The sequence below is a fragment of the Brevundimonas terrae genome, assembly GCF_011761985.1.
GTDB classification, from domain to species: domain Bacteria; phylum Pseudomonadota; class Alphaproteobacteria; order Caulobacterales; family Caulobacteraceae; genus Brevundimonas; species Brevundimonas terrae.
Map to the genome: position 1 here is coordinate 431,760 of NZ_JAASQT010000001.1, position 26,159 is coordinate 457,918.

At 61.7% G+C, this 26,159-nt stretch carries 29 protein-coding genes; 7 read left to right on the forward strand and 22 right to left on the reverse strand.

Annotated features, from left to right (window positions below):
* Nucleotides 1-65: 65 nt before the first annotated feature.
* From FHS64_RS02085 to FHS64_RS02095, 3 genes are all read right to left on the reverse strand, one after another.
* A complete protein-coding gene (locus FHS64_RS02085; RefSeq protein WP_167174934.1) occupies nt 66-347 on the reverse strand; it encodes a DUF167 family protein in 282 nt (93 codons plus the stop codon).
* Nucleotides 348-456: 109 nt separating this feature from the next.
* Entirely contained in the window at nt 457-1,386 is a 930-nt protein-coding gene (locus FHS64_RS02090) for an electron transfer flavoprotein subunit alpha/FixB family protein (RefSeq protein WP_167174937.1), read from the reverse strand.
* The gene (locus tag FHS64_RS02095) at nt 1,386-2,150 is read right to left on the reverse strand and encodes an electron transfer flavoprotein subunit beta/FixA family protein (RefSeq protein WP_167174940.1); all 765 of its coding nucleotides are present in this window, start codon (nt 2,148-2,150) and stop codon (nt 1,386-1,388) included. Before FHS64_RS02095 ends, FHS64_RS02090 begins: the two co-directional genes overlap by 1 nt.
* 124 nt (nt 2,151-2,274) lie before the next feature.
* Here FHS64_RS02095 and FHS64_RS02100 point away from each other — a divergent pair, with 124 nt between their 5' ends.
* Nucleotides 2,275-2,616 (forward strand): hypothetical protein, encoded by a 342-nt coding sequence (locus tag FHS64_RS02100; protein ID WP_167174943.1) that lies wholly within the window; start codon nt 2,275-2,277, stop codon nt 2,614-2,616.
* Nucleotides 2,617-2,708: 92 nt separating this feature from the next.
* On the opposite strand, the gene FHS64_RS02105 is transcribed toward FHS64_RS02100, so the two are convergent.
* Both FHS64_RS02105 and FHS64_RS02110 read right to left on the reverse strand, forming a co-directional pair.
* Nucleotides 2,709-3,281 (reverse strand): cob(I)yrinic acid a,c-diamide adenosyltransferase, encoded by a 573-nt coding sequence (locus FHS64_RS02105; protein ID WP_167174947.1) that lies wholly within the window; start codon nt 3,279-3,281, stop codon nt 2,709-2,711.
* A gap of 37 nt (nt 3,282-3,318) precedes the next feature.
* The gene (locus FHS64_RS02110; RefSeq protein WP_167174950.1) at nt 3,319-3,522 is read right to left on the reverse strand and encodes a twin transmembrane helix small protein; all 204 of its coding nucleotides are present in this window, start codon (nt 3,520-3,522) and stop codon (nt 3,319-3,321) included.
* Nucleotides 3,523-3,679: 157 nt separating this feature from the next.
* Here FHS64_RS02110 and FHS64_RS02115 point away from each other — a divergent pair, with 157 nt between their 5' ends.
* On the forward strand, nt 3,680-5,893 hold the full coding sequence (locus FHS64_RS02115) for a TonB-dependent receptor domain-containing protein (protein WP_167174953.1): 2,214 nt from the start codon (nt 3,680-3,682) through the stop codon (nt 5,891-5,893).
* A gap of 118 nt (nt 5,894-6,011) precedes the next feature.
* The gene (locus FHS64_RS02120) at nt 6,012-7,133 is read left to right on the forward strand and encodes a hypothetical protein (RefSeq protein WP_167174955.1); all 1,122 of its coding nucleotides are present in this window, start codon (nt 6,012-6,014) and stop codon (nt 7,131-7,133) included.
* A gap of 63 nt (nt 7,134-7,196) precedes the next feature.
* Here FHS64_RS02120 and ahcY read toward each other — a convergent pair whose 3' ends face one another.
* A complete protein-coding gene (ahcY, locus tag FHS64_RS02125; RefSeq protein WP_167174958.1) occupies nt 7,197-8,588 on the reverse strand; it encodes an adenosylhomocysteinase in 1,392 nt (463 codons plus the stop codon).
* A 255-nt stretch (nt 8,589-8,843) separates the two neighbouring features.
* On the opposite strand from ahcY, the gene FHS64_RS02130 reads away from it, so the two are divergent.
* Nucleotides 8,844-10,337 (forward strand): globin-coupled sensor protein, encoded by a 1,494-nt coding sequence (locus FHS64_RS02130; RefSeq protein ID WP_167174961.1) that lies wholly within the window; start codon nt 8,844-8,846, stop codon nt 10,335-10,337.
* A gap of 102 nt (nt 10,338-10,439) precedes the next feature.
* Nucleotides 10,440-11,462, forward strand: a complete 1,023-nt coding sequence (gene bioB, locus FHS64_RS02135) for a biotin synthase BioB (protein ID WP_167174964.1) — start codon at nt 10,440-10,442, stop codon at nt 11,460-11,462.
* Here bioB and FHS64_RS02140 read toward each other — a convergent pair.
* The 10 genes from FHS64_RS02140 to FHS64_RS02185 form a co-directional block, all read right to left on the reverse strand.
* Nucleotides 11,459-12,643, reverse strand: a complete 1,185-nt coding sequence (locus tag FHS64_RS02140; protein ID WP_167176221.1) for a divergent polysaccharide deacetylase family protein — start codon at nt 12,641-12,643, stop codon at nt 11,459-11,461. The genes bioB and FHS64_RS02140 overlap by 4 nt on opposite strands.
* Nucleotides 12,644-12,770: 127 nt before the next feature.
* Nucleotides 12,771-14,129: a S41 family peptidase gene (locus FHS64_RS02145; protein ID WP_167174966.1), complete on the reverse strand. Its 1,359-nt coding sequence runs from the start codon at nt 14,127-14,129 to the stop codon at nt 12,771-12,773.
* Nucleotides 14,130-14,303: 174 nt separating this feature from the next.
* A complete protein-coding gene (locus tag FHS64_RS02150; protein WP_167174969.1) occupies nt 14,304-15,392 on the reverse strand; it encodes a murein hydrolase activator EnvC family protein in 1,089 nt (362 codons plus the stop codon).
* A complete protein-coding gene (gene rlmH / locus FHS64_RS02155; protein WP_167174972.1) occupies nt 15,392-15,856 on the reverse strand; it encodes a 23S rRNA (pseudouridine(1915)-N(3))-methyltransferase RlmH in 465 nt (154 codons plus the stop codon). Before rlmH ends, FHS64_RS02150 begins: the two co-directional genes overlap by 1 nt.
* Nucleotides 15,857-15,882: 26 nt before the next feature.
* Nucleotides 15,883-16,383, reverse strand: coding sequence for a ribosome silencing factor (rsfS, locus tag FHS64_RS02160; protein WP_167176223.1), 501 nt, complete (start codon nt 16,381-16,383; stop codon nt 15,883-15,885).
* Between the two features lie 57 nt (nt 16,384-16,440).
* Nucleotides 16,441-17,046: a nicotinate-nucleotide adenylyltransferase gene (locus FHS64_RS02165; protein WP_208380523.1), complete on the reverse strand. Its 606-nt coding sequence runs from the start codon at nt 17,044-17,046 to the stop codon at nt 16,441-16,443.
* Between the two features lie 204 nt (nt 17,047-17,250).
* On the reverse strand, nt 17,251-17,868 hold the full coding sequence (locus tag FHS64_RS02170) for a DUF6655 family protein (protein WP_167174977.1): 618 nt from the start codon (nt 17,866-17,868) through the stop codon (nt 17,251-17,253).
* Nucleotide 17,869: 1 nt separating this feature from the next.
* Nucleotides 17,870-18,310, reverse strand: coding sequence for a lactoylglutathione lyase (locus FHS64_RS02175; protein WP_167174980.1), 441 nt, complete (start codon nt 18,308-18,310; stop codon nt 17,870-17,872).
* Nucleotides 18,311-18,385: 75 nt separating this feature from the next.
* A complete protein-coding gene (locus FHS64_RS02180; protein WP_167174983.1) occupies nt 18,386-18,625 on the reverse strand; it encodes a zinc-finger domain-containing protein in 240 nt (79 codons plus the stop codon).
* Between the two features lie 91 nt (nt 18,626-18,716).
* Nucleotides 18,717-19,025: a hypothetical protein gene (locus FHS64_RS02185; RefSeq protein WP_167174986.1), complete on the reverse strand. Its 309-nt coding sequence runs from the start codon at nt 19,023-19,025 to the stop codon at nt 18,717-18,719.
* 164 nt (nt 19,026-19,189) lie between these two features.
* Here FHS64_RS02185 and FHS64_RS02190 point away from each other — a divergent pair, with 164 nt between their 5' ends.
* Nucleotides 19,190-20,179, forward strand: a complete 990-nt coding sequence (locus FHS64_RS02190) for an ABC transporter ATP-binding protein (RefSeq protein ID WP_167174989.1) — start codon at nt 19,190-19,192, stop codon at nt 20,177-20,179.
* Nucleotide 20,180: 1 nt separating this feature from the next.
* Here the strand turns inward: FHS64_RS02190 and FHS64_RS02195 are convergent, their stop codons facing one another.
* Nucleotides 20,181-20,576: a Tat pathway signal protein gene (locus FHS64_RS02195; RefSeq protein ID WP_167174992.1), complete on the reverse strand. Its 396-nt coding sequence runs from the start codon at nt 20,574-20,576 to the stop codon at nt 20,181-20,183.
* A gap of 77 nt (nt 20,577-20,653) precedes the next feature.
* Here FHS64_RS02195 and FHS64_RS02200 point away from each other — a divergent pair, with 77 nt between their 5' ends.
* Complete coding sequence (locus FHS64_RS02200; protein WP_167174995.1) at nt 20,654-21,130, forward strand: RNA pyrophosphohydrolase; 477 nt, start codon at nt 20,654-20,656, stop codon at nt 21,128-21,130.
* 75 nt (nt 21,131-21,205) lie between these two features.
* Here FHS64_RS02200 and FHS64_RS02205 read toward each other — a convergent pair whose 3' ends face one another.
* From FHS64_RS02205 to FHS64_RS02225, 5 genes are all read right to left on the reverse strand, one after another.
* Nucleotides 21,206-21,472: an ATP synthase F1 subunit epsilon gene (locus FHS64_RS02205; RefSeq protein WP_167174998.1), complete on the reverse strand. Its 267-nt coding sequence runs from the start codon at nt 21,470-21,472 to the stop codon at nt 21,206-21,208.
* Nucleotides 21,473-21,475: 3 nt separating this feature from the next.
* Nucleotides 21,476-22,999 (reverse strand): F0F1 ATP synthase subunit beta, encoded by a 1,524-nt coding sequence (gene atpD / locus FHS64_RS02210; protein WP_167175001.1) that lies wholly within the window; start codon nt 22,997-22,999, stop codon nt 21,476-21,478.
* A gap of 35 nt (nt 23,000-23,034) precedes the next feature.
* On the reverse strand, nt 23,035-23,910 hold the full coding sequence (locus FHS64_RS02215) for a F0F1 ATP synthase subunit gamma (protein ID WP_167175004.1): 876 nt from the start codon (nt 23,908-23,910) through the stop codon (nt 23,035-23,037).
* A gap of 25 nt (nt 23,911-23,935) precedes the next feature.
* Nucleotides 23,936-25,468, reverse strand: coding sequence for a F0F1 ATP synthase subunit alpha (atpA, locus tag FHS64_RS02220; protein WP_167175008.1), 1,533 nt, complete (start codon nt 25,466-25,468; stop codon nt 23,936-23,938).
* A 66-nt stretch (nt 25,469-25,534) separates the two neighbouring features.
* Nucleotides 25,535-26,089 carry a F0F1 ATP synthase subunit delta gene (locus FHS64_RS02225; RefSeq protein ID WP_167175011.1) on the reverse strand — a complete coding sequence of 185 codons (555 nt, stop codon included), beginning with the start codon at nt 26,087-26,089 and terminating at the stop codon, nt 25,535-25,537.
* Nucleotides 26,090-26,159 lie beyond the last annotated feature (70 nt).

Genomic DNA, 26,159 nt, shown 5'->3' on the forward strand with positions numbered 1-26,159 from the left:
CGCAGTCTGCGGGCAGACAACTGCGGGTATTCAAAGGGGGTTACACCGGCGCTGTAAAGGCGAAATCAGCCTGCGGGCAATCTTTCGCGAACTTCGCTATCGCTAAGCCCCTCGACCTCGATCATCTTCAATCTGGACTGGTTTCCACGCGCTAGATTCACGTCGCGGCGCGGCACGCCCAAGGCCTTGGCCAGCACCGCCACCAGCGCCGCATTGGCCGCGCCATCAACCGGCATGGCCCGCACCCTCACCTTGAGGACCGGACGGCCTTCGGGATCAAGGTCCCACCCCTCGACGGCATCCTTCGAGGATTTGGGGGTCAGTTTGACGGGAATACGCGCGCTCATAGCCTCTCATAGCCAGCCTGTGGCCCAAAAGAAAACGCGCCGGACAGTTTCCCGTCCGGCGCGCTTCTGATCCTTGCGGATGATGATGTGGGCGTCTTAGCCCAAGCCCTTAACCGAGGGCAGCCATCAGTTCCGGCACGGCGGTCTTGTAGTCGGCAACCAGACCGAAGTCCGCGATCTGGAAGATCGGGGCATCCGCGTCCTTGTTGATCGCCACGATGACCTTGGAGTCCTTCATGCCAGCAAGGTGCTGGATGGCACCCGAGATACCGATCGCGATATAGAGTTGCGGCGCGACGACCTTGCCGGTCTGGCCGACTTGGTAATCGTTCGGCGCATAGCCAGCGTCCACTGCGGCGCGCGAGGCACCGACAGCAGCACCCAGCTTGTCAGCCAGCGGCTCGATAACGGCTGCGAACTCTTCGGCCGAACCCAGAGCGCGACCGCCCGAGACGATGATCTTGGCAGCGCCCAGTTCCGGACGATCCGACTTGACCATTTCCGCCGAGACGAAGGTGGTCTTCGGCGCTTCGGCAGCGGCGATGGACTCAACCGAGGCCGAGCCCCCTTCACCTGCTGCGGCAAAAGCCGTCGGGCGAACCGTGATGACCTTCTTGGCGTCGGCGGACTGGATGGTTTCCAGCGCGTTACCGGCATAGATCGGACGCACGAAGGTGTCGGCCGATACCACTTCCACGATGTCCGAGATCGGTGCCACGTCCAGCTTGGCGGCGATACGCGGGGCGTAGTTCTTGCCGTCGGTATTGGCCGGAACCAGAATGGCGTCATAGCCCGCAGCCAGCGGCACAACCGTCGCTTCTACAGCTTCGGCCAGACCCTGAGCCACGCCAGCGCCTTCGGCCAGCAGGACCTTGCGCACGCCGTCGATCTTGGCCGCAGCGTCGGCCACAGCCGATGCGCCTTGGCCCAGAACCATAACGTCCACATCACCCGAAATGGCCTTGGCGGCCGTTACGGTCTTGTGGGTGGTGTCACGCAGGTGAGCGCCGTCGTGGTCAGCAATTACGAGAACAGCCATTACAGAACACCCGCATTCTTGAGGTTGGCAACCAGTTCGGCAGCGTCGGCCACCTTGATACCGGCCGAACGCTTGGCCGGTTCGGTAACCTTGAGCACCTTGAGACGGTCCGCCGTGTCGACGCCGTAATCGGCGACCGACTTGGTGACGATCTCTTTCTTCTTCGCCTTCATGATGTTCGGCAGCGAAGCATAGCGCGGGGTGTTCAGGCGCAGGTCAACCGTGACCACAGCCGGAAGCTCGGCGGCTACGGTTTGCAGACCGCCATCGACTTCGCGGGTCACAGTGGCCTTGCCGCCAGCGATTTCCAGCTTGCCGGCAAACGTGGCTTGCGGCCAGTCCAGCAGAGCGGCCAGCATCTGGCCCACAGCATTGTTGTCGCCGTCGATGGACTGTTTGCCCATCAGGATCAGGTCCGGCTTTTCTTCATCGACAACCGCCTTGAGCAGCTTGGCAATGGCCAGCGGCTCCAGATCGGTATCGGACTGGACCAGAATGCCGCGATCGGCACCCATGGCCAGAGCCGTGCGGATGGTCTCTTGCGCCTGGGTGACGCCGATGGACACGACCACGATCTCGCTGGCGGTGCCAGCAGCGTGGTGTTCCTTGCCTTCCTTCAGACGGACAGCTTCCTCGACGGCGATTTCGTCAAAGGGGTTCATGCTCATCTTGACGTTGGCCAGATCAACACCGGTCTGGTCCGCCTTGACGCGAGCCTTCACGTTGGAATCGATCACCCGTTTCACCGGGACGAGTATCTTCATAAGACTATCCGCTTGTGGTCGAAATGTTTGGGGAGGGAGTGGACCGAGAGTCCGCGCCTGTCAACGTAACGTAAGGTGAAGAACCGCCGTGCCAAGTGATGTTTTTTGATTTATAGGCGCTATCATGAAGCGGTTTTTGACTTTCCGTCGCCTGTCCATGATTTTCGCAGCCCTGTTTGCGGTTGCAATGTGTGGCCTGTTCATCCTGCAGCATTTCTGGGTGGAGCCGGGCGAGAAGTGCGCCCGCGAAGGTCGCTGGTACGATATGGAAACCCGTATCTGTGCCCAGCCCATCTATATTCCGGACATTACGGGCCGCCCCGAAGGCACCACCCGCGCCGAGGCGTCGGCAGGCATGAACAAGGATCTGGTGGACAAGGAAGCCCAGCTGGCTGCCTATAACCGCGCTCGCAAAGCCGCCACCGATGCTGAACGCGCCCGCGTCGAAGCGCTCAACGCCAAATAAAAAGGGCGCGATTATCGCGCCCTTCCAAACAGTCTGTCGTTCAAAGTGTCCTAGCGCGTGCCGGCTCTTAGGCTTTTTGCGTTACCGCGCTGTTAGCGCGTCCCGCCGGGTACCCACTTGATGTCGTCCGCACCATTGGCATTGGCGCGGCGTGCCGCCACGAACAGGTGGTCGGACAGGCGGTTGAGATAGCGCAGCGCCTCGTTATTGACGACCTCGCCCGCCTCGATCATCGCCACGGTGTCACGCTCTGCACGACGGCAGATGGTGCGGGCCACATGCAGATAGGTCGAGAGCGGCGAACCACCCGGCAGGATGAAGCTGTCGAGAGGCTTCAGGCTCTCGTTCATCCAGTCGATTTCCTGCTCCAGACGCTCGACCTGCGATGCGACAATCCGCAGCGCCTCCCATTTGGGTGCAGGCTCCAGCGGTGTGGCCAGATCGGCCCCCAGATCGAACAACTCGTTCTGGATACGTCCCAGCTTGGCATCGATACGGTCGTTCTGGGCGCTGTGCAGACGGGCAATACCGATAATGGCGTTCAGTTCGTCCACGGCCCCATAGGCCGAGACGCGGTGGCTGGTCTTGGACACTTCCTGACCCGTGGCCAGCCGCGTCGTGCCCTTGTCCCCGGTGCGCGTGTAGATCTTGTTGAGCGTAACCATCGGGAACTCCGTTTAAAACTGGACGAGCAGAAAGGCCTTAGCCTGCGTGGTATTTCTTGATGGCCACACCGACCACAAGCAGCACAATGGCCACAGCCTGAAAAATCACCCGCATGCGCATCAGCTTGTTCGAGCGCATGCTGTCCTTCTCGCTGCTGCGATAAAGGTTGGCGATACCCAGAACCAGGCTCGCGACCACGCCGATCAGGGCAATGACAATCAGGATATCGATCACGTTCATGCCCTCCTTCTAATGCGGGGCCCTTTAGGACGCCAGCCTCAATGACGACCTCGTGTCCGGCCCAAAACTGCGGCAGTCTGTCGCAGTACATAGAGTCGTTATTGCAAATCGTTTGCAAAGGGAGTTGAGAAGCACTCGCAAATGAAACGGGGCTCCCATGGCTATCCAGAACACTTCTCGTCGCGCGCAATATTTGGCCGCATCCGCACTCGGCGCAGGACTTCTGTCCTTTGGTGCCGGCGCGCATGCCGAGACGGTGATTGTGGATCAAAACACGCCCACCCGCGTCAGCGACGTCGTCGTGACGGCAGGCGGTTTCGAGCAAAAAATTGAACAGGCTCCCGCTTCAATCAGCGTCCTGACCCGCGAGGAATTGTCTTCCGAGCGCCACCAGAGTCTGGCCGAAGCGCTGGCCAATGTTGAGGGCATCGATGTGGGTGCCTCGGCGGGCAAGACCGGCGGTCTGAACATCTCGATCCGCGGTATGCCCAGCGACTACACCCTGATTTTGATCGACGGCCGTCGCCAGAATGCTGCGGGCAACATCACGCCGAACGGCTTTGGCGAAACCTCGACCAGCTTTATCCCGCCCATGTCGGCCATCGACCGCATCGAGGTGGTACGTGGTCCGGTCTCGACCCTTTACGGGTCGGATGCCATGGGCGGTGTGGTCAACATCATCACCCGCAAGGTCGGAACCGAATGGGCTGGCTCGTTCAGCGCCGACGCGACCCTGCAAGGCGACGACCAGTTCGGCAATATCTACAGCGCCAGCGCCTATGCACAGGGACCTCTGGTTCCCGACCTGCTGGGTCTGGCCCTGCGCGGCCGTTATTCCCAGCGCGAAGCGTCCAGCCTGACCTATGAAAAGGATGACGGCGGCGCGGTCATCATCAGCCAGCGCGGCCCCAGCCCGGTCGAGAACGAAATCTGGTCCATCGGTGGCCGCTTGAACCTGACGGCCCATGCCGACCACGACCTCTATGTGGATGTGGACCTGCAACGCCAGTGGTACGACAACTCTACCGCCCAGCTGGGTACGCTGGGCCTGCGTGGCTATGGTCCCTCGCAAGAGTTCAACCAGAACGAATATGTCGTCGCCCACAACTGGCGCCTGCCGTTTGGTGAGCTGCAATCCACCCTGTCGCATTCGACGCGCGAGACACTGGGCCGCATCCTGCCCGACGACGTGCCCGATACCGACCGCAAGGCCGGTGATGCGCGCACGCTGGAAGCGACCAACACCATCTTCGACACCAAGTTGCTGTCGCAGTGGCGCAACCACACCTTCACCGTCGGCGGCCAGTACTGGGATGCCGAAATGGTCGATGGCGTGGCCCCCGCCCCCTATACCCACCAGCAATGGGCCCTGTTTGCCGAAGACGAATGGCGTCTGGCCGACAATCTGGCTCTGACGCTGGGCGTCCGCTACGACGATCACAATGTGTTCGGCGACCACTTCAGCCCGCGCGCCTATCTGGTGTGGAACGCGACCGAGAACTGGACCCTGAAGGGTGGTGTCAGCCAGGGCTTCAAGACCCCGCGTCTGGACCAGATCGCCCCCGGCATCACCGGCTTCACCGGACAGGGCACGCGCCCGACCATCGGCACGCCGACCCTGAAGCCGGAAACCTCGACCTCGACCGAGTTCGCCGTCTTCTATGACAACCGCGACAATTTCCGCGCCAACTTCGTCGTCTTCCACAACGAGTTCACCGACAAGATCACCAGCGGCAACGGCCTGCTGAACTGTTCGTTCGCGCCCATCATCGATAACGGCCCGCCCGTCATCCGTGACGAGACGCAGAACAACCGTCCCGGCTGCGTCGATTACGGCTACTGGCCCGATGTCGATCAGTTCAGCCAGTCGGTAAACGTCGACGAGGCCGTAACGCAGGGTGTGGAAGCCGCCTTCCGCTGGAACTTTGCGGACGCATGGTCGCTGAACGGCAACTACACCTATACGGACAGCGAGCAGAAGAGCGGTCCCGAGATCGGCCTGCCCCTCTACAACACGCCCGAACATATGCTGAATGCCGCCGTGCGCTGGGATGTGAACGACAAGCTGAACCTGTGGCTGCGCGGCGAATATCGCAGCGACCGCTTCCGCGATCCCGACACCGCCACCAGCACGGCCAAGGCCACCTGGGGCGACTACCGCGCCTATGAGGTCTTCCACCTTGGCGGTTCGTACAAGCTGAACGAGCGCGTTACCTTTAACGGTGCCATCTACAACCTGCTGGACAAGGATTTCGTCTCGTACGGTGCCTATGTCAGCAACACCAATACCAATGCCGTCAGCTATACCAACCTGTACGCCAACAATCAGGAGCCGCGCCGTCTCTGGGTGTCGGTGACCACCAGCTTCTAAACGGCACAGCCTTTAAGTTCAGTCAGGGCCACCCCGTCGGGTGGCCCTTATTGTTTGTATTCGACAAAAGTCGTGACAGCTAAGTCCTTGGTCATATTTCGACGCCATTAATGCCCGCATGACTGATCGCGCCATTCGAAATCTTGAACATCTGCGGCGTTCCGCCTCGACCGCACGCGTGCTGAACCTGCTCAAGGTTGCCGACGATCACGGCCATACCGACGATTGGGCCGAGCGGCCTATGTTCCAGACGCCGTCACTGAATACGTCGCTGATCATCAAGCATCGTCTGCGTCGCAACGAGACGGACAGCTTCCCCGGTCGCCGTCAGGTCGCCACCAAGCTGGTGCTGCCGATCGATGTGAATGACCTGAAGACCGGCGGGCGCTTTGTGTTCGTCAACCAGATCGGTTTCGAGCGGGTGATGCTGGAGGCCTTTGGCCTGCCGCCCGAACACCCTGACATCCGCACCCTGCGCCTGATGGACCAGCTTCCTTCGCTGGACCCGTTCCTGTTGCGCGAGCAGCTGCGCCGTGGCGGCGTGGATGCCGCGCCTTGCTATTTCGCCATTTCCGAAGCGGACCTCGCCAGGATGTCGGCCTTTGTGGAACGCGAAGTCGAACCTCTGGTGCGTATGAGCATCGGGGCCGATCAGGATGCCTCGCATTCTTCGGCACGGATGGCCAACAAGATCCTGTCCAATACGCCCGGCGACCGTCTGGAAGCCCTGCGCCTGACCCTGCGGCTAGAGCCTGAACAGTATCAGGAGGGCGTCTTCTGCTGGAAAGGCTTCCTCTATTACAAATGGGCGCTCAGCAGCCTGACGCAGGACATTGCCAAGGTCGCCGACGAGGTCGCCAGCATCACGCCGCATGGGCCGGTCGATGCCTCGTCCAAGGAATATATCCGTCGCGGGCGCAGCGTCCTTCGCAGTAACATCGTCCAGACCTGCGACAAGGTCAGCCAGACCCTGCGCTATTATGACGAGGCCTATGCGGGCCTTACCACGCGCGGCGAACCGCTGGCCTTCCGCGACTTCCTTTTGGAGGCACCGCATCTGTTTACCCGTCTGGGTGACCAGTTGGGGGCGATCCAGCACATTGTCAGCTTCTGGCGCTTCCGCTTCAGCCCGCAAAGCGCACCGGTTCAGGTCGACGAACTGATCGACATCTTCATGGATTTCGAGACCGGCCTGATGGGGCGAAATCTGGAAGACCTCGCCGCCGAGTTTCAGGTCTGATTGTACAAAGAAAAAGGGCCAGCGTTTCCGCTGGCCCTTTCGCATTTTGACAGTGACTGCCGCTTAGTAGCGGTAGTGCTCCGGCTTGAACGGGCCTTCGACCGGCACGTTGATATAGTCGGCCTGTTCCTTGTTCAGGACGGTCAGTTTCGCGCCCAGCTTTTCGAGGTGCAGGAAGGCGACCTTCTCGTCGAGGTGCTTGGGCAGGGTGTAGACCGAGTTCTCGTACGACTTGGCATTGGTCCACAGTTCGATCTGGGCCAGAGTCTGGTTGGTGAACGAAGCCGACATCACGAACGACGGGTGGCCGGTCGCGTTGCCGAGGTTCACCAGACGGCCTTCCGACAGCAGGATGATCTTCTTGCCGTCCGGGAATTCGATGTGGTGGACCTGCGGCTTGATCTCGTCCCACTTGAAGTTCTTCAGGCCAGCGACCTGAATCTCCGAGTCGAAGTGACCGATGTTGCAGACGATGGCGTTGTTACGCATCGCACGCATGTGCTCGACGCGGATAACGTCCTTGTTGCCGGTCGTGGTGACGAAGATGTCGGCCTTGTCGGCAACGTCTTCGAGGGTCTGGACCTCATAGCCTTCCATCGCCGCTTGCAGGGCGCAGATCGGGTCGATTTCGGTGACGATCACGCGTGCGCCGCCATTACGGAGCGAAGCGGCCGAGCCCTTGCCCACGTCGCCATAACCGCAAACCACAGCAACCTTGCCCGACAGCATGACGTCGGTGCCGCGACGGATCGCATCCACCAGCGATTCACGGCAGCCATACAGGTTGTCGAATTTCGACTTGGTGACGCTGTCATTGACGTTGATGGCCGGGAACGGCAGTTCGCCGCGCTCTGCCATCTGGTACAGGCGGTGAACGCCGGTGGTGGTTTCTTCCGACACGCCGCCGATGGCGTCACGGATGGCCGAATAGAAGCCCGGCTTTTCAGCGATGTAACGCTTCATGACCTTGAAGAGAGCTTCTTCTTCTTCGTTCTGCGGGTTCGACAGGACCGAGATGTCCTTCTCGGCCTTCGGGCCAAGCACGCACAGCAGGGTGGCGTCGCCACCGTCGTCGAGGATCAGGTTCGGATAGCCACCGTCAGCCCATTCGAAGATCTTGTGGGCATAGTCCCAGTACTCTTCGAGGGTTTCACCCTTCAGAGCGAAGACCGGCGTGCCCGAAGCGGCGATGGCCGCAGCGGCGTGGTCCTGCGTCGAGAAGATGTTGCACGAGGCCCAGCGCACTTCGGCACCCAGCGCTTCCAGCGTCTGGATCAGAACGGCAGTCTGGATGGTCATGTGCAGGCTGCCGGCGATGCGGGCACCCTTCAGCGGTTGCGCGGCACCGTATTCCGCACGCAGCGCCATCAGGCCCGGCATTTCGGTTTCGGCGATGGCGATTTCCTTGTTGCCAAAGTCGGCAAGCGAGATGTCGCGAACGATATAATCGGTCATGCGGAGGGGTCTCTTAATGTCTAGGCCCGCAGGCGAAGTGGCATGGATGGCAGTTTAACTTGCACTGCCTATACCGCGCGCCGGTCCACAGGGCAATCATCATATAAGGATATCTTTATATGAATCCCTCCACCGGACTTTGATCCAGATTAAGGTTCCGTTTGGCTTCACCCCTTATGGACAAGCTTGGCCATCCCCCATGATCAGTATGTTGTCGGTGCCGGGCCTGCATCTGCACAGGAGTTTTGTACGCGTATGTCGGTTCAAACGCTGGAACACCGTATGAATTTCATGGGCTTAAACGGCACGACTGCCAGCTACCGCGCCATGGGGTCGATCATCGAGACCGCCCTTCCCAAGGCACTGGATGCGTTTTACGACCGCGCCCGCGCCGAGCCGGAAACGATGCGCTTCTTCCGTGATGAAGCTCATATCCAGACCGCCCATGCCGCCCAGCAGCAACACTGGAAATCCATCATCGAAGGCCGCGCCGATGCGGAATATGGCGCATCCGTGCGCACCATCGGCAGGGTCCATGCCCGCATCGGCCTAGAGCCGCGTTGGTATATCGGTGGCTACAGCATCATCCTGGCCTATCTGACGCGCGCGATCGCCCTGCGCCCGCGCAAGATGTTCGCCAATAAAAAGGCCCATGACCGCGTCACCGCCGAGGCCATTGCCGAGCTGAACCAGCGCGTCATGCTGGATATGGACATGGCCATCAGCGTCTATCTGGACACACTGGCCGAGGCCCGCAACAAGGCCCAACAGCAACAACTCGAGGCCGAAGCCCGCCAGAACGAAGTCGTTGCCGCCCTCGGCAAGGCCCTGCACGGTCTGGCCGAGAGCGATCTTTCGACCACGATCAACGGCAATTTCCCTGAAGAATACCGCTCGTTGCAGCATGACTTCCATGCCGCCACCCGCGCCCTTCGCACCACGGTTCGCGCCGTGGCCGACAGTGTCGAGAGCCTGAGCGCAGGCTCCAGCCAACTGGCCGTGGCCTCCGAAGATCTGGCCACGCGCACCGAACGTCAGGCCGCCAATCTGGAGCGCACCGTCAACGAGACCGACGCCATCGCCACTCAGGTCAGCACCTCTGCCGAAGGCGCGCGCCAGACGGCGGCGGCTGTGGCAGAGGCCCGCGCCGATGTGTTGGACACCACCTCGGTCGTGGCCGATGCCGTCCACGCCATCCACGCCATTGCCGAATCCTCGGCCGAGATTGCCCGCTTCACCAGCCTGATCGACGAGATTGCCTTCCAGACCAACCTGCTGGCCCTGAATGCCAGTGTCGAAGCCGCCCGCGCGGGCGATGCCGGTCGTGGCTTCTCGGTCGTGGCGCAGGAAGTGCGGGCACTGGCCCAGCGTTCGGCAGCGGCTTCGGGCGAAATCCGGGGTCTGATCTCGACCTCCAGCGCCCATGTCGCCAAGGGCGTTGATCTGGTCGAGAAGACCGGCGAAGCGCTGGAACGCATTGGCTCCAAGGTGGTCGCCGTTGATGCTCTGGCCGGCAGTATTGCCATGTCGGCACAGGAACAGGCCGAGGGCCTTGCCCGCGTGCGCCGCGCCATGGGCGAGATGGACGACATCACCCAGCAGAACGCCGCCATGACCGAAGAGGCCACCGCTGCGGCCCGTCAATTGGCCAACGAAGCCCACGGCCTGAACCAGCAGGTCAGCCGCTTCAAGCTGGATCATAACGAGCCGCCCGTGCGTCTGGCTGTCAGCAATACCCACGTCGCGTAAAACCCGACTTATCGATTATCGATGGCGATTTTTCGAAATCGCTCTTGGGACTGAAGCGGTCGGCGTCTAGTTGGTTTGCCCTGTTTTGACAGGAGCCAGACCATGCCAGACGATTCACGCGCCGACCGCCCCCACCCCGCCGCTGCGGGCATTCCGCGTCACGACTGGACGCTGGACGAGGTCGAGGCCCTGTTCGCCCTGCCCTTTATGGAACTGGTCTATCAGGCCGCCAGCGTCCACCGCCAAAGCTTTGATCCCAGCGAGGTCCAGAAAAGCCAGCTTCTGTCGATCAAGACCGGCGGCTGCGCCGAGAACTGTGGCTATTGCTCGCAATCGGCCAGTTTCAAAACCGGCCTGAAAGCCGAAAAGCTGATGGTCCCTACCGATGTCATCGCCGAGGCCATGGCCGCCAAGGCAGGCGGGGCCAGCCGGTTCTGCATGGGTGCCGCATGGCGCGAACTGAAAGACCGCGACACGCCCAAGCTGGCGGCGATGATTTCAGGCGTCAAAGCGCTGGGATTGGAAACCTGCGCCACGCTGGGCATGTTGAATGCCGATCAGGCCCGCCAACTCAAAGAGGCCGGTCTGGACTATTATAACCACAACCTCGACACCGGACCCGACTACTACGATCAGGTGGTGACCACCCGCTCCTATCAGGACCGTCTCGACACCCTGCAGCATGTGCGCGATGCCGGTATGAGCACCTGCTGCGGCGGTATTGTCGGCATGGGCGAGAGCCGCCGCGACCGTGCAGGCCTGTTGCAGCAACTGGCCACCCTGCCCGTCCATCCCGACAGTCTGCCGGTCAATGCTCTGGTGCCGGTTGGCGGCACGCCGCTGGGCGAGAGGGTGCTCAAGGAAGGCGAGATTCATCCGATCGAGTTCGTGCGCACGGTCGCCGTCGCGCGTCTGGTCTGCCCCAAATCCATGGTGAGGCTGTCGGCAGGTCGCGAGGGCATGAGCGCAGAAATGCAGGCCTTGTGCTTCCTTGCCGGTGCCAATTCCATCTTTGTCGGCGGCAAGCTTTTAACCACGCCGAACCCCGAGGAAGATCACGATACGGCGCTGTTCCGTATGCTGGACCTGCGGCCCATGCCTTTGAGGGAAGCTGTGTCGGCCTAGGCCGAACGACGGCGGGTCATGGCCGAGGCCGGAGCCAGTTGCAGACCGCGTTGCTCCAGTCCGGCCACCCAGCGCGAGGCCACCTCGATGGTCACCGGATAGCTGAAGCCCGAGCCAAAGGCCGCACCGTCGGTCTTGGCTTGGATCTCCAGCGCATGAAGCTGGCGCAGGATAGCCGCCGGTGACTGTTCCTCATCGACGATACGGTCCGCCGATGCACGGGCAAAGGCCCCCGGGCGGCCCTGCAGGCTGCCGTCATCGACAAAGGCCAGACCGCGTTGGCGCAACTGGCCCATCAGGGCCGAGGTCGCCGTATCGGAGGTGGCAAAGCGGTCGCCCAGATAGTTGCTGACCCCGTAAAAGCCCACGGCCCGCGACAGCAGCCAGTCAAGCTTGACCGAGACATCCTCGGCGCTGCTGCTGGCCAAAAGCGTATAGGGACCGGGGTCATTGTTCGGATAGCCGGTCGGCTCCATCGGCAGTTCGATCAGAACCTCGTGGCCATAGGAGCGGGCCATATCCACCCAGCGCTGCAAGCCCTCGGCATAGGGCACGAAGCTGAGCGTCACATCGGCAGGCAGGCGTTCAATCGCCGCGCGCGTTGTCACAGCGTTCAGCCCCAGACCGCCTACCACCAGCGAAACTGTCGGCTTGCCATTGGCGCGGAACGGACGGGCATAGGCCTGTGCCGGAACGCGGCCATCGGCGGCGATGCGCGGCAGTGGCCCTTCCGGCCCCGGCTGGTGCAGACCCGCCATGGGGGCGGCAGGTAGGGGATCAGGCTGGCGCACTGGGGCGGTGAAACTGCCGGTGGCCGATACGCTGGCCCCTTCGGGCAGGGTGATCAGGGCGTCACCAAAACCGCCCGCACCTTCGGCATCCAGACCTTCGTTATCGAGGGTCTGGTAGAGGTCCATTCCCGCATAGCCGAAGACGTCTTCGCCGCTGGCCAGTTCGGCTGTGGGCTTGTCGGCTTCCAGACGCGCACCGGCAGAGGGCATGGCCGCACGCGGATCACCCGTCAGGGCGATAAACAGAGCCGCAGCCCCCACAACGCACAGACCCGCCGCTCCCACAATCACCTGCGGCTTGGCCAGTATGGCGCGGTTCAACCGCTCGCGCGCAGAGGCCGAGGGCATTCCCGCCGCAGCGGCAAGAGCAGATTGTCTCTTTGCGAACATGGTCACAGCGAGGCTCGATCAATCCAGGGGGCAGTTGCCGCAAGACGGCAACCTTCACCTTGGATCAAGTCACGTCAGGGTTAAGAAACCCTAACGTTTGTTCACCACGTTGGACAAAAGCGCCGATTTAGTCGGTGCTCTCTTCCTTGGCTGGCACTTCGGCTTCGGGATCGAAGACAATAATGCCCTCGGGCGGTGCCGCCACCTTGGACAGGTCGCCGCCGGCCTTCAGCACATCCAGCGCGCGCTGGAGCTGATAATCGGTGTCCTTGTCAAAGCCCTCGCCCGGTGCCTCGTGCGGCGTGTGCGGGCCACGGCGCTCAGCACCGATCGAGGAATCCAGAGCCGTGGCATAGGCCGCTTCGGAATAGATGAAGCTGGAGCGCGAAATCACCTTGGCTTCGGCTTCGGAGCGGGCGACCTCGAGGTCCGGCTCGATGCCGATCTTCTGGATCGAGCGTCCCGACGGCGTGTAGTAGCGGGCCGTGGTCAGCGAGACCGCGCCATCCTGACCGCCACGCAGCGGAATCACGGTCTGGACCGAGCCCTTGCCGAAGCTGGTCAGGCCGACAATAGTGGCGCGTTCCTGATCCTTGAGCGCACCGGCCACGATTTCCGAAGCCGAGGCCGAGCCATAGTTGATCAGCACCACAACCGGCAGCCCGCCGGTCAGATCACCCGCCTTGGCCGACCAGCGCTCGATATCCTCGGGCTTACGGCCGCGCTGGCTGACGATTTCGCCTTGTTCCATAAAGCTGTCGGACACGGCCACAGCCGCATTCAGCAAGCCGCCGCCATTATTGCGCAGGTCCAGCACATAGCCCTTCAGGCCCGGCTTTTCGGACTTCAGGCGAGCAATGGTTTCGTGCAGTTCGCGCTCGGTATTCTCGTTGAAGGTCGAGATGCGCAGATAGCCATAATCGCCTTCAAGACGACCGGTGACCGAGTTCACCTTGATGACTTCGCGGGTCAACTCGACCTCGCGCGGGTCTTCGCCGTCGCGCAGGAAGGTGACCTTGATCGAGGTGCCCGCCGCACCGCGCAGCTTGTCCGACACGTCACTGACGGTCATGCCCGCCGTGCTTTGGCCGTTGATGGCGCTGATGACATCGCCCGCCTGAACACCGGCACGGGCCGAGGGGCTTTCATCCATCGGCGAGACGACCTTGATCAGCGCACCGTCCGCCGAAATGGTCAGGCCGACGCCCGAATACTGACCCTCGGTGCGTTCACGCAGATCGCCATAAGCCTTAGGGGCCAGATAGTTCGAATGCGGGTCCAGCGCCGTCATCATGCCCGACAGCGCCGCCTCGATCAGCTTCTTGTTATCGACCGGCACCACATAGACCTGCTCGACAATGCCCATGACATCGCCAAACAGTTCCAGCATGCGGAAGGTCTCGTTGCGCGGGGTCTGGCTGGCCACAGCCGCGGCCGACCCGCCCAAGACCAGGGCGGCACAGCCCACGAGAAGCAGTTTACGCATTCGTTCTCTTTCCTGCGGCCACCGTGTTCGGCGACCGATATCCATTCGCCCGATCCTTACGCGCTATAGACGCAGATACAATCGGTAGGCCTCGGATTTTTTAAGGCAATCCCGTCTCAGAGGGCCATCTGGCGACTTTGTGAAGAGATCAGACCAGCCCTCAATCCAGCCCTGTCAATCTAGCCAAGGTGCCGGATCAATCGGATGCTCGCCGCGACGCAGCTCGAAATAGGCTTCGCCATCCTCGGCCGTATGGCCAAGGGTCTGACCTTCGCTGACGCGCTGGCCAACCTCGACATCGACGCGGTCCATACCCGCCATCACGGCGCGCCAGCCCGGTCCGAGGTCCAGAATGACGATCTCGCCCCATTCCTTCATCGGACCGGCAAACAGCACACGCCCCGCCGCAGGTGCCCCCACCGGAGCCTTGCTGGCATGCCAGCGCCAGCCCACAGAACCCGCACCATAGGTCTGGGCCGGAAGTCCCGATACCGGCCGCGCCAACCGGTCGCGGCCCGCAGGGTTGCGACTGACCGCCTCAGAGGTCTGGCCGTCAACCGCAGGCAGACGCCCGCCGACATCACGGATGCGGGCCTCCAGTGCATTGGTCGCGCGTTCGGCACGGGCCGCCTCGGCCCGCAACACACTGCGAAGGGCCATTTTGCGGGTGGTCAGGTTTTCGATCTCGGCCCGACGCTGGTTCTGGGCGCTTTCGACCGTAAACAGGCGCTCGCTCGACATGGCGGCCAGTCGGCGGATGCGGTTGATCTCTTCCTGCCGCTCGACCAGAACCGCGGTGCGCTTGTGGATTTCCGGCGTCATGGCGCGGATCATAATATTGGCGCGCACCGTATCGCGGGCCCGCTCGGCGGGCACCAGCAATGGCGGCGGTGGTTTGCGCGACATCATCTGCAAGGCCGAGAGCAAACGCCCCTGCGCGGCCCCCTCGCGCGACATCTGCGACATCAGGGACGCCTCGCGCTCGCCCAGTTCCTTCAGGCGCGCCCGCTGGGCATCCATTTGCAGGTCGTCGCTGGCCTGCTCACCGCGCAGGTCCGATAATTGTGCATCCAGCTTGACCAGATCTTCGGCCGCCTGTGCCGCCTCGGCCCGCAGACGGCGCGCGCGGGCCATCTCGTCACGGTACTCGACATTCAGCCGCGCCAGTTCTTCGTTCGGAGACGGACGCTGTCCAACCGCCGGTCCGGTGGCCAGCAGCATCAGGGCGGTCGAGGTCGCCAGTATGAGGACGGGGCGTTGCATCAGTCCCGATGATAAGGTGATCCGGCCATGATCGTCACGGCCCTGTAAACCTGTTCGGCCAGCATGGCCCGCGCCAGTGCATGGGGCCATGTCTGCGGACCGAAGGCCAGAGTCGAGCGGGCCACATCGCGCACCCGCGCATCCAGCCCGTCTGCGCCGCCGATCACAAAGACCAGCTTGCGCTCGCCCTGATCGCGCAGGGTGGCAATATGTTCGGCAAAGGCGCGGCTGGAATAGGCTTTTCCGCGCTCGTCACAGGCGATCAGGTGTGCACCCTCGGCGGCGGCCAGCAACAGGTCCGCTTCCGGCCCCTTACCGCTCTTGCGCGGTTCGAGATCGATCAGTTCCAGTGGCCCCAAACCTAAAGGGCGACCCGCAAGGGTCGCCCGTCGGGCATAATCGTCTGCCAGTTCCGCCTCGGGGCCACGGCCCGGTTTACCGATCGCCGCAATCGCCAGCTTCATCGAGACAGTCCGTCAGATAAAAAGGATCAGTTGCGACCGAAGCCACGGTGGGCGCTGTCGACAGCCCAGATCTTTTCGATGTTGTAGAAGGTACGCACTTCCGGACGGAACAGGTGAACGATGACGTCACCGGCATCCAGCAGCACCCAGTCACAGTGCGGCAAACCTTCGACCTTCACCTTGCCCAGACCCATTTCCTTAAACAGGCGCAGCAGGTGGTCGGCCAAGGCACCGACGTGACGGTGCGAGCGGCCCGAAGCCACGATCATGGCGTCGGACATCGGGCTCTTGCCACGCAGGTCGATCAGGACCATGTCCTGCGCCTTGTCAAAATCCAGTTTGGCCAGAATGGCGTTTTCCAACTCGGTCTGGCCGGTCGGCAGCGGCTGGTTGTCACCAGCGTCATTCTGAAGGGACTCGTCGTCAAACTCGTCCGCTACCGAATGGAGGGGATCGAGGACGTCCGTGTCACGCTCTGCCGATTGGGCAGCGACGTCATGCGCATCGTGCGCGGGGTGGGGGCTCAGCGGAGGGCTCCGATAGGGTTTACCAAAAGACCACTATAGCACCTATCGCTGAAAACGTCACCCGTCCTCGGTGGAACGGTTTCGTGCTGTGCGAATTGCGCTCGAAGAACGCGGATTCAAAGGGGCCACGATATAGGTCCAGGCCGGAGCCTGAAGGCTGGGCAACAAGCCCGCCTGCTCTGCCGGAACACGCGCCTTCGAGAACCGCACCGCAGCAGGCGCAGATCGGCTGTCCATCAGGCTTCCGGGGCGGGCGATCACCGCCATCGGCATCAGCCGCATGATGTCGGTCCAGCCCCTCCAGCGGTGGAACCCCGCCAGATTGTCGGAGCCCATCAACCACACGAATTTCACCCCGGGGTGGCGTGCGACCAAAGTTCTAAGCGTATCGACCGTCCACTGGGTGCCCATACGCGTCTCGACATCCGAGACAATCATGCGGGGACCGACCATGCGGGCCATGTCGCGCGCCGAGCGCAGCCGCTCGTCCAGTGGGGCCATCTCATGCGTGGATTTCAGCGGATTTTGCGGGGAGACCAGCCAGACCACACGGTCCAGCCCGAGGCGACGCATCGCAGTTTCGGCCACATGGGCATGACCGTCATGGGCCGGATTAAACGAGCCGCCAAACAGGCCCACCTTCATCCCCGGTGTCAGGTGCAACCCATCCCTCAGCGCTCCGGAACGGAGGCCGCTGCCTTTGGGTGCAGGTCCGGCATGGAAGAAGGACAAGGGCGTTCAGTTACGGCTTTGAGGTGACAGTAGGGTGCTTTTGCTCATGGCTGCCCTAACATGCGGTTTACGGCCTGTCTCGACGAAACCCGACACGGGGCCAAAACGTCTGGATACGGCCAGTTTTATGAGCGATCAGAACTCGCGCCAGCTCGATCCCGGATCACGCTCGCCCGGTTGTGCCAGTTGCTGGCCCCAGGTGATCATCATCAGCGCCTTGTGGCTGCGGATCTTGTACTGGCCGATCATCGGGGTGACTGCGCCCAACGGCATGCCGGTGCGGGTGTCATAGATAAAGCCCGAAAACTCGGCCACGCCCATCCGATCACGGTTCGAATAGATCGAAACCTCGGGGATGGAGACGACATTCAACGCGTCATTGATCGGCACACGCATGTCGGGGATACCGAATACGCGGCGCATCTGTTCCAACGACAGGGCGGCAGCGCGAACCTCGAATACCGCATCGCTTTCGCCGCGCTCACGCACCAGCGCATAGCCCGCTTCTGACAGGGCGGCGCGAATGGCGCTCAGCGCAAAACGGGCATTCTCGGCCTGAAAATAGGTTTCATCGACATAGACCCGCGCCCCTTGCGGGATCGGCAGCATCAAGCCTTCGACCGCACGCTCGGCGGCACGGTTGACCAGCAGCATGTCCGTTGCCGTCCGTGCCGGATTGGTTTCGGTCACCGAGGCACAGGCTGTCGCCAGCAAGGCCAGCGACAAAACCGGAAGAAGGCGTGCGGCCCCCATCTTACCAGTGACCCGTATTGGGCATCGAAGCCCACGGTTCGGCGGGCGCAAGACGCTCGCCCTTTTGCAGCAGTTCGATCGAGATATTGTCCGGCGAGCGGATAAAGGCCATCCAGCCGTCACGCGGCGGGCGGTTGATCACCACACCGCCAGCGGCAAGTTTTTCACAGGCGGCATAGACATCATCGACCTCGAAGGCGAGGTGGCCGAAATTACGACCGCCATCATAGTCTTCGGTGTCCCAATTATAGGTCAACTCGACTTCGGGCTGGTGCTCGGTACGCGCACGGTCCGCATCCATCGGTGCCGCCAGATAGACCAGCGTAAAGCGGCCCGCCTCGTTTTCTATACGGCGGGTTTCCACCAGACCCAGCAGGTCACAGTAGAAACGCAGCGACGCCTCGAGGTCTTTCACCCGAACCATGGTGTGTAAATAACGCATGAGAGCTACCTTACCCCGAACAACGACCTAAATGTGACAAACCAAAGGCCCGCATTTCTGCGAGCCTTGCTGGCCTTAGTGGGATTCTGGCGGGCGGGCTGCCGGATCCACATAGTGGCTGTCGTCATGGGCCGAGGCTGCCAGTACGAAGCGGCGGTCGCAATAGGTGCACTCGACGGAGTCGTCTTCACCCATTTCCAGATAGACCAGCGGGTGACCGAGGGCACCGCCACCGCCGTCACAGGCCACGCGCTTTTGCGAGACCAGAACTTCTTCGGCTTGGGGAACAGGGGCGTCGAGGTGGCGCGGCGGCATGGATCAATCCTCAGATAGGCGTTTGCGCCTTCCTAGGCGTCTGCCGTCATCAGGTCAAACCCTTGCCGCCCGCGTCTTGGCTGGCTCCGGCTCAGGACTTTGAGGAAAAGGCCGACTTCATCCGGCCAAAGAAGCGGGCCACACGGTCACGACGGCGGGCATAGAAGCTCAGACCCAGACTGGCCGCCCCGATCCACAGTCCGGCCTCGCCGACAATGGCAAAGACACCGGCTATGGCAAGGCCCGTAGTCATGGCGATCATTTCGGCCTTGATCGCAAACACGCTGGCCACAAAACCGGCATAGCCGAGGGCGCAGAATCCGAGAGCGACAAAACCGATCGTGCGCAGTTTCAGCGAACGTTTTTTCGGGGCTTCGATGGCGGTGGTGGCTTGGGTCATTTGCTGTGTCCAGATACCTTGTCGTTATGTAAAGATAACTTGTCCTATCTGTTTTGCGATGTCAAGCACACTTGTCTGATGTTTTTTCTACCATGCCTTGGCTAAGGCCGACATCATCCCTACCTATGGCCCAGCTGTTCCTCTTTGATATGCAAAGCCCGCGCATGACTGCTTCCACTGCCTCGACACCCTCGATCCTGCCTGAAAACGCCATCGAGGTTCTCGGTCTGAAAAAGACCTATAAGGGCAATGGCAAGGCCCCACCCAAGGTGGCGTTGCGCGGCGTGGATCTGACGGTCAAGCGCGGCTCGATGTTCGGCCTTCTGGGTCCGAACGGTGCGGGCAAGTCCACCCTCATCAACATCATTGCCGGCGTGGTGAACAAGTCCGAGGGTACGGTCAAAATCTGGGACCGCGACATCGACACCCACAGCCGTGATGCCCGTTCGGCACTGGGTGTGGTGCCGCAGGAAATCGTCGCCGACGTGTTCTTCACCCCGCGCGAATCCCTGGAGGTTCAGGCCGGTTTCTATGGCGTGCCTGCCGACGAACGTCGCTCCGATGAGTTGCTGGCCGCTCTTGGCCTGTCGGACAAGGCCAATGCCTATGTGCGCTCGCTGTCGGGTGGCATGAAGCGCCGCCTGATGGTGGCCAAGGCGCTGGTGCATAATCCGCCGGTACTGATCCTCGACGAGCCGACTGCCGGTGTGGATGTGGAACTGCGCCGCCAACTCTGGGACTATGTCCGCAAGATCAACGAGGAAGGCGTCACGGTTATCCTGACGACCCACTATCTCGAAGAAGCGCAGGAACTGTGTGACACCATCGCCATCGTCAATCGCGGCGAGGTCATTACCTGCGAGCCAACCGAGCAGTTGCTGCGCCGTCTGGACACGCGCAATGTGGTGGTCACGCCCGAGACGCCCGTCACCACCCTGCCCGTCCTCAACGGATTTAGCGTTACGTCGCGGGCCAATGGGGCCTTTGCCGTCACCTATCGCACGGGCGAGGCCAGTGTAGAGCAGGTGCTGGCCGCTGTGCGTGGCGCGGGTATTTCCATTCACGACATCACGACCGAAGACCCCGATCTGGAAGACGTCTTCCTCGCCCTGACCTATGGCGATACCAGCCGTCCCGATCCGACCAAGGACTAGGTCAGGTCACCATAACCGTGCCCAGCATGACGCGGGCACCCGTCCGGCCCAGAACGCGGTCGGCGGCACGCTGCAAGGCCCGCGTCAGGGATTCTACATCCGGCAGGGCCCCTGCAAGCAGATGCGTCGCTTCGGAGCGTACAGCCTCGTTAAAAGCGGCATTCAGACGCGGGCGTGACAGCTTGGCATGTTCCAGCAGAGCCCCGTCTGTGAAGACCAGCGTGCTTTCGACAGACATGACGCCGCGCCGCCCATGCGTACGCAGCACCGTAGCCGTGGCCAGCGGCATGGGCATTTCGCCACCGCCAGACTTAGCCTCGCCCTTGGGGCTGGCCAGGGCCGGTTTCGGGGCCATAGAGGCCACCAGCATGAACATAAGTAGGGCGCGACGATCCATGCCCCCAGTCTGCACCCTGACTTTTTAAAGTCCCGTTACGTCTAGCCCTTGGCTGAACCTCGGTTTAGCGTGGCGATATGACGTTTGATCCCAGAGATTACCGGCCCAATGTGGGGGTCGTTTTGTTCAACGAAGCTGGCAAGGTGTGGCTGGGCCGACGCGCCAATACGCCCCCGCCCTATAATTGGCAGTTCCCTCAAGGCGGCGTCGATGACGGCGAAGACCTTGAAGCCGCCGCCCGCCGCGAGCTGAAAGAGGAAACCGGCGTCAGCAATGTCGCGTTTCTGGCCCGCACCCAGTCATGGGTCTATTACGACTTTCCCGACCATGCGCAGGGCCCAAAAGCGTGGCGCGGGTTCAAGGGCCAGCGCCAGATGTGGTTTGCGTTTCGCCTGACGGGTCCCGACAGCGAGATTGACCTGTTTGCCGATGACGAGGTCGAGTTTGAAGAATGGCGCTGGGCCGATCTTCACGAGGCGCTGGACCTGATCGTGCCGTTCAAGCGCCCCGCCTATACAACCGTGGTCGAGGCCTTCAAACATCTGGCAGCTTAAGGGCCGCCAATAGGCAAAAAGAAAGGCTCCCGACATCGCTGTCGGGAGCCTTGATCTTTTGTCCGGTTATCCCGCTTAGGCGGTGATTTCCGAAGCCTCTTCGGCGAGGATCGTCAAACCCTCACCGTTGACGTCGGCGAAACCGCCTTTGACGTCGAAGCGACGACGGGCATTGCCTTCGTAGATCGTGATCACGCCTTCACGCAGCGTGGTCATGAACGGGGCGTGGCCCGGCAGGACGCCGAAGTCGCCCTCGACACCCGGCGCGTCGACCTGATCGACCTGGCCCGCGAAGATTTCGCGTTCCGGGGCAACGAGGGAGAAGTTCAGCTTACCGGTCATGGATTAGGCCTCAGCAGCCATCTTCTCGGCCTTAGCGACGACTTCGTCGATCGCGCCAACCATGTAGAAAGCAGCTTCCGGCAGGTGATCGTATTCACCGGCCACGATGCCCTTGAACGAACGGATCGTATCGGCCAGTTCGACGAAGGCACCCGGGGTGTTCGTGAACTGCTCGGCCACGTGGAACGGTTGCGACAGGAAGCGCTGGATCTTACGGGCGCGAGCCACGATCAGCTTGTCGTCTTCCGACAGTTCGTCCATGCCCAGGATGGCGATGATGTCCTTCAGAGCCTTGTACTGTTGCAGGGTTTCCTGAACCTGGCGGGCAACGGTGTAGTGTTCTTCACCGATGACCAGCGGGTCCATGATACGCGAGGTCGAGTCCAGCGGGTCCACGGCCGGGAAGATGGCCTGAGCCGCGATGTCGCGGTTCAGAACGGTCGTCGCGTCCAAGTGGGCGAAGGTACCAGCAGGTGCCGGGTCGGTCAGGTCGTCAGCCGGAACGTAGATGGCTTGAACCGAGGTGATCGAGCCCTTCTTGGTCGAGGTAATGCGCTCTTGCAGGTTACCCATTTCGGTCGCCAGCGTCGGCTGATAGCCCACGGCCGACGGGATACGGCCCAGCAGAGCCGACACTTCCGAACCGGCTTGGGTGAAGCGGAAGATGTTGTCGACGAACAGCAGAACGTCCTTGCCTTCTTCGTCGCGGAAATATTCAGCGATCGACAGGCCCGTCAGAGCAACGCGAGCGCGCGCACCGGGAGGCTCGTTCATTTGGCCGTAAACCAGGGCGCACTTCGAGCCCACGGTCGAACCGCCATTTTCCTTCGGGTCGACGTTCACGTTCGACTCGATCATCTCGTGGTACAGGTCGTTACCTTCGCGGGTACGTTCACCCACGCCGGCCAGAACCGAGTAACCGCCGTATGCCTTAGCGATGTTGTTGATCAGCTCTTGCATGGTGACGGTCTTGCCGACGCCAGCGCCGCCGAACAGGCCGATCTTGCCGCCCTTGGTGTACGGGCAGATCAGGTCGATGACCTTAATGCCGGTGACCAGGATTTCCGACGAGGTCGACTGTTGGTCGAAGCTCGGCGCGTCCTTGTGGATCGGACGGTATTCGGTGGTTTGCAGCGGACCTGCTTCGTCGATCGGCTGACCGACGACGTTCATGATGCGGCCGAGCGTGCCCGGGCCAACCGGAGCCATGATCGACTTGCCGGTGTCCACGACGGCTTGACCACGGGTCAGGCCTTCGGTGGTGTCCATCGAGATGGCGCGGACCATGTTCTCGCCGAGGTGCTGGGCAACCTCGAGAACCAGGGTGAAGGCCTCGCCGGTCTTCTGGTCAACGTTCTGGGTTTCCAGAGCGTTCAGAATAGCCGGAAGCTGGCCTTCGAATTTCACGTCAACAACGGCGCCGATGACCTGGGCGATCTTGCCCTGGCCAGCAACAGCGGCAGCGACGGTCTTCTTGGCAGCCGGTTTCTTGGCGGCGGGTTTCTTCGGAGCGGTGGCGTCGGTCATGGGTGTGTCCGGTTCGAATAGGGTGTCGTTCAAGATCAGATGGCTTCGGCGCCAGCGATGATCTCGATAAGCTCGGTGGTGATCTGGGCCTGACGTTTGCGGTTATACTGCAGGGTCAGGGCATTGATGAGGTCGCCCGCATTACGCGTCGCGTTGTCCATCGCTGCCATCTGCGAGCCAAAGAAGCCCGCCTGATTTTCCAGCAGTGCCGCAAGAATCTGGGTCGTCAGGTTACGCGGCAGCAGGGTTTCGAGGATTTCCTCCTCCGACGGCTCGTACTCATACAGAGCGGTCGCGGATTCGGTCGCCTGAGCGTCCTCGATCACAGCCGGAACCAGTTGGGCACCGGTCGGAACCTGTTGGATCACCGACTTGAACTGGCTGTAGAACAGCTGGACCACATCGGTCTGGCCGCTCTCGAACATTTCGGCAATCAGCTCGGCAATCGGCTGGGCCGAGTGCAGACCGACGGTCTTGTGTTCCGACAGTTCGAAAGTGCGAACCAGCTTGTCACCATACAGGCGAACCAGTTGGTCGCGCGACTTGCGGCCCACGGCGATGATCTTCACGTCCTTGCCGTTGGCGATCAGGCTGTTGATGCGCTCGCGCGCAGCCTTGATCACGTTCGACGAGAAGCCGCCTGCCAGACCCTTGTCGGCAGTGGCCACCACGATCAGGTGACGTTGATCCTCGCCGGTTCCGGCGAGCAGGCGCGGAGCATCCGCGCCTTGCACACCGGCGGCCAGGTTGGCGATCACCGAAGCCATACGCTGGGCGTAAGGACGGGCATTTTCAGCCTGTTCCTGCGAACGCTTCAGCTTGGCCGCGGCGACCATGTTCAGGGCTTTCGTGATCTTCTGCGTCGACTTGACGCTTCCGATCCGATTGCGCATTTCCTTGAGGCTGGCCATCCGGCGTTACTCTCGCTTGCTTCGATTAAGCGAAGGTCTTGAGGAAGGATTCCAGAACGCTCTTGAGCTCGGTCTCGAGATCGGCGGTCAGGTCCTTCTTCGTACGGATGCCTTCCAGCAGCGAAGCATTGTTCGCGTGGACGCGGGCCAGCAGTTCCTTCTCGAAGCGACCAACGTCAGCAACGTTGATACCGTCGAGGTAACCACGGGTACCGGCATAAACCGATACAACCTGCTCTTCCATCGACAGCGGCGAGTACTGCGGCTGCTTCAGCAGCTCGGTCAGACGCGCGCCACGGGCCAGCAGCTTCTGGGTCGAGACGTCGAGGTCCGAACCGAACTTGGCGAAGGCGGCCATTTCACGATACTGGGCCAGCTCGCCCTTGATCGGGCCAGCAACCTTCTTCATCGCCTTGGTCTGAGCCGACGAGCCGACGCGCGACACCGAGATACCGACGTTCACAGCCGGACGGATGCCTTGGTAGAACAGGTCCGATTCCAGGAAGATCTGGCCGTCGGTGATCGAGATCACGTTGGTCGGGATGTAGGCCGACACGTCGTTGGCCTGGGTTTCGATGATCGGCAGAGCCGTCAGCGAGCCCGAACCGTAGTCGCTGTTCAGCTTGGCCGAACGCTCCAGCAGACGGCTGTGCAGGTAGAAAACGTCACCCGGGTAAGCTTCGCGGCCCGGCGGACGGCGCAGCAGCAGGGACATTTGGCGATAGGCCACAGCTTGCTTGGACAGATCGTCATAAACGATCAAGCCGTGCATGCCGTTGTCGCGGAAGAACTCGCCCATGGCGGTACCGGCGAACGGTGCCAGGAACTGCAGCGGAGCCGGCTCCGAAGCGGTTGCAGCCACAACGATGGTGTATTCCAGAGCGCCCGACTCTTCGAGAGTCTTCACGATCTGGGCAACGGTCGAACGCTTTTGACCGATGGCGACGTAGATGCAGTACAGCTTGGCCGACTCGTCGTCGGTCTTGTTGACAGCCTTCTGGTTCAGGATGGTGTCGACGGCCACAGCCGTCTTGCCGACCTGACGGTCACCAATGATCAGCTCGCGCTGGCCACGGCCGATCGGGATCAGGGTGTCGATCGACTTCATGCCGGTCTGCATCGGCTCGTGAACCGATTTACGCGGGATGATGCCCGGAGCCTTAACGTCCACGCGGCGGCGCTCGGTGAACTCGATCGGGCCCTTGCCGTCGATCGGCTCGCCCAGCGGGTTGACGACGCGGCCCAGCAGGCCCTTGCCAACCGGCACGTCCACGATTTCGCCCAGACGGCGTACATCGTCGCCTTCGGCGATCTCGGCATCGGTGCCGAAGATCACGATACCGACGTTGTCACGTTCCAGGTTCAGGGCCATGCCCTTAACGCCAGCCTTGGTGAATTCCACCATTTCACCGGCCTGGACATTGTCCAGACCGTGAACGCGGGCAATACCGTCACCAACCGACAGAACCTGACCAACGTCAGATACGTCAGCTTCTACGCCGAAATTGGCGATCTGCGACTTAAGGATGGCCGAGATTTCGGCGGCGCGGATATCCATGTTGAGCTCTCTGGCTTTCGTCTTCGGTGCGGGTCTTGCGACCCGGCTAAATCTTCGGGTTCGGTCTTAGGCGCGTTTCAGCGCAAAGGTCATCTGGTCGAGTTTGGTCTTCAGCGAGGCATCGAACAGTTTCGAGCCCACCTTGACCTTCAGCCCCCCCAGGATCGACGGATCGATACGGGTGGTCAGTTCCGGATCACGCCCCAGTGCGGTGCGCAGCTCCGATTGAATCTTTTTGGACTGGGCTGCGGTCAACTCTACGGCCGAAATGATTTCGGCAGCGACCACGCCCGTCTTCTTGGCATAAAGCGCCTCGAAACCGGCGATCACGCCCGGTAGATCGACGGCACGGCCATTCTTGGCAACCAGACCCAGCAGATTGCAGGTCACAGCATTAAATTTGGCCTTGTCGGCAATGGCCAGCAAGCCCTTGGCTTGATCGTCAGCAGAAATGACAGGCGAGGTGGCCAGACGGCGCAAGTCCGCACTGTCCTTCCAGGCTGCCTTCAGCGACGCCATATCGGCGCGCACGGCGTCAAGAGCGCCCTTGTCTTCTGCGAGTTCGAACAGTGCCTGAGCATACCGTTCACCGACTTGCGTCGTCCTGAAATCGTCCGCCACTTATGTTTGGTCCGCATCTTAGCGTTTGCGTCAAAACCGGCCGCAGTTACCCACGCCGATCAAGGGTTTG